Source organism: Bartonella vinsonii subsp. berkhoffii ATCC 51672 (genome assembly GCF_902825225.1).
Taxonomy (GTDB): Bacteria; Pseudomonadota; Alphaproteobacteria; order Rhizobiales; family Rhizobiaceae; genus Bartonella; species Bartonella berkhoffii.
In genome coordinates this window covers 1-385 of the sequence record NZ_CADEAK010000349.1, presented here as the reverse complement: position 1 = coordinate 385, position 385 = coordinate 1, and the positions used below count along the sequence as shown (strand labels likewise).

Annotated in this window: 1 protein-coding gene; it reads left to right on the top strand. The window is 47.3% G+C overall.

The features are described 5' to 3' along the window. The coding region (locus J7R10_RS09565; protein ID WP_208436551.1) for a major capsid protein at positions 1–385 on the top strand (385 nt) is incomplete at both ends.

Genomic DNA, 385 nt, shown 5'->3' with positions numbered 1-385 from the left:
ATGAATGCGTTTCCAAGTTGAAAAACCATAGAGCAAATCGTGAAACCTATTTAAACACAGCCTTAGCACAGACCCTCAATAGCGCAAGAGGTGTTGCGACACCAAGTGCTCTTGGCTCGGGGAGCTTTAGGAGTTTTGACTTTGCGGGGGTGACCTTTATCAATTATCGAAGCATTCACAGCTATAATGTGAGTGCAAAAGCTGGGACAAAGCGCGCCATAGGAATTAAGCCTGATGAACGTCAATTCTTTCCTGTTGATGCGCCTGGTGTATTTCAGAAACCCTTTGCCCCTGGCGAAAGCTTGGATTTTGACGACACGGTTGGAAATCCTCTCTACACGATGCTCATCGTCGGCCACGACCGTAATGCATGGGTGAAACCTGA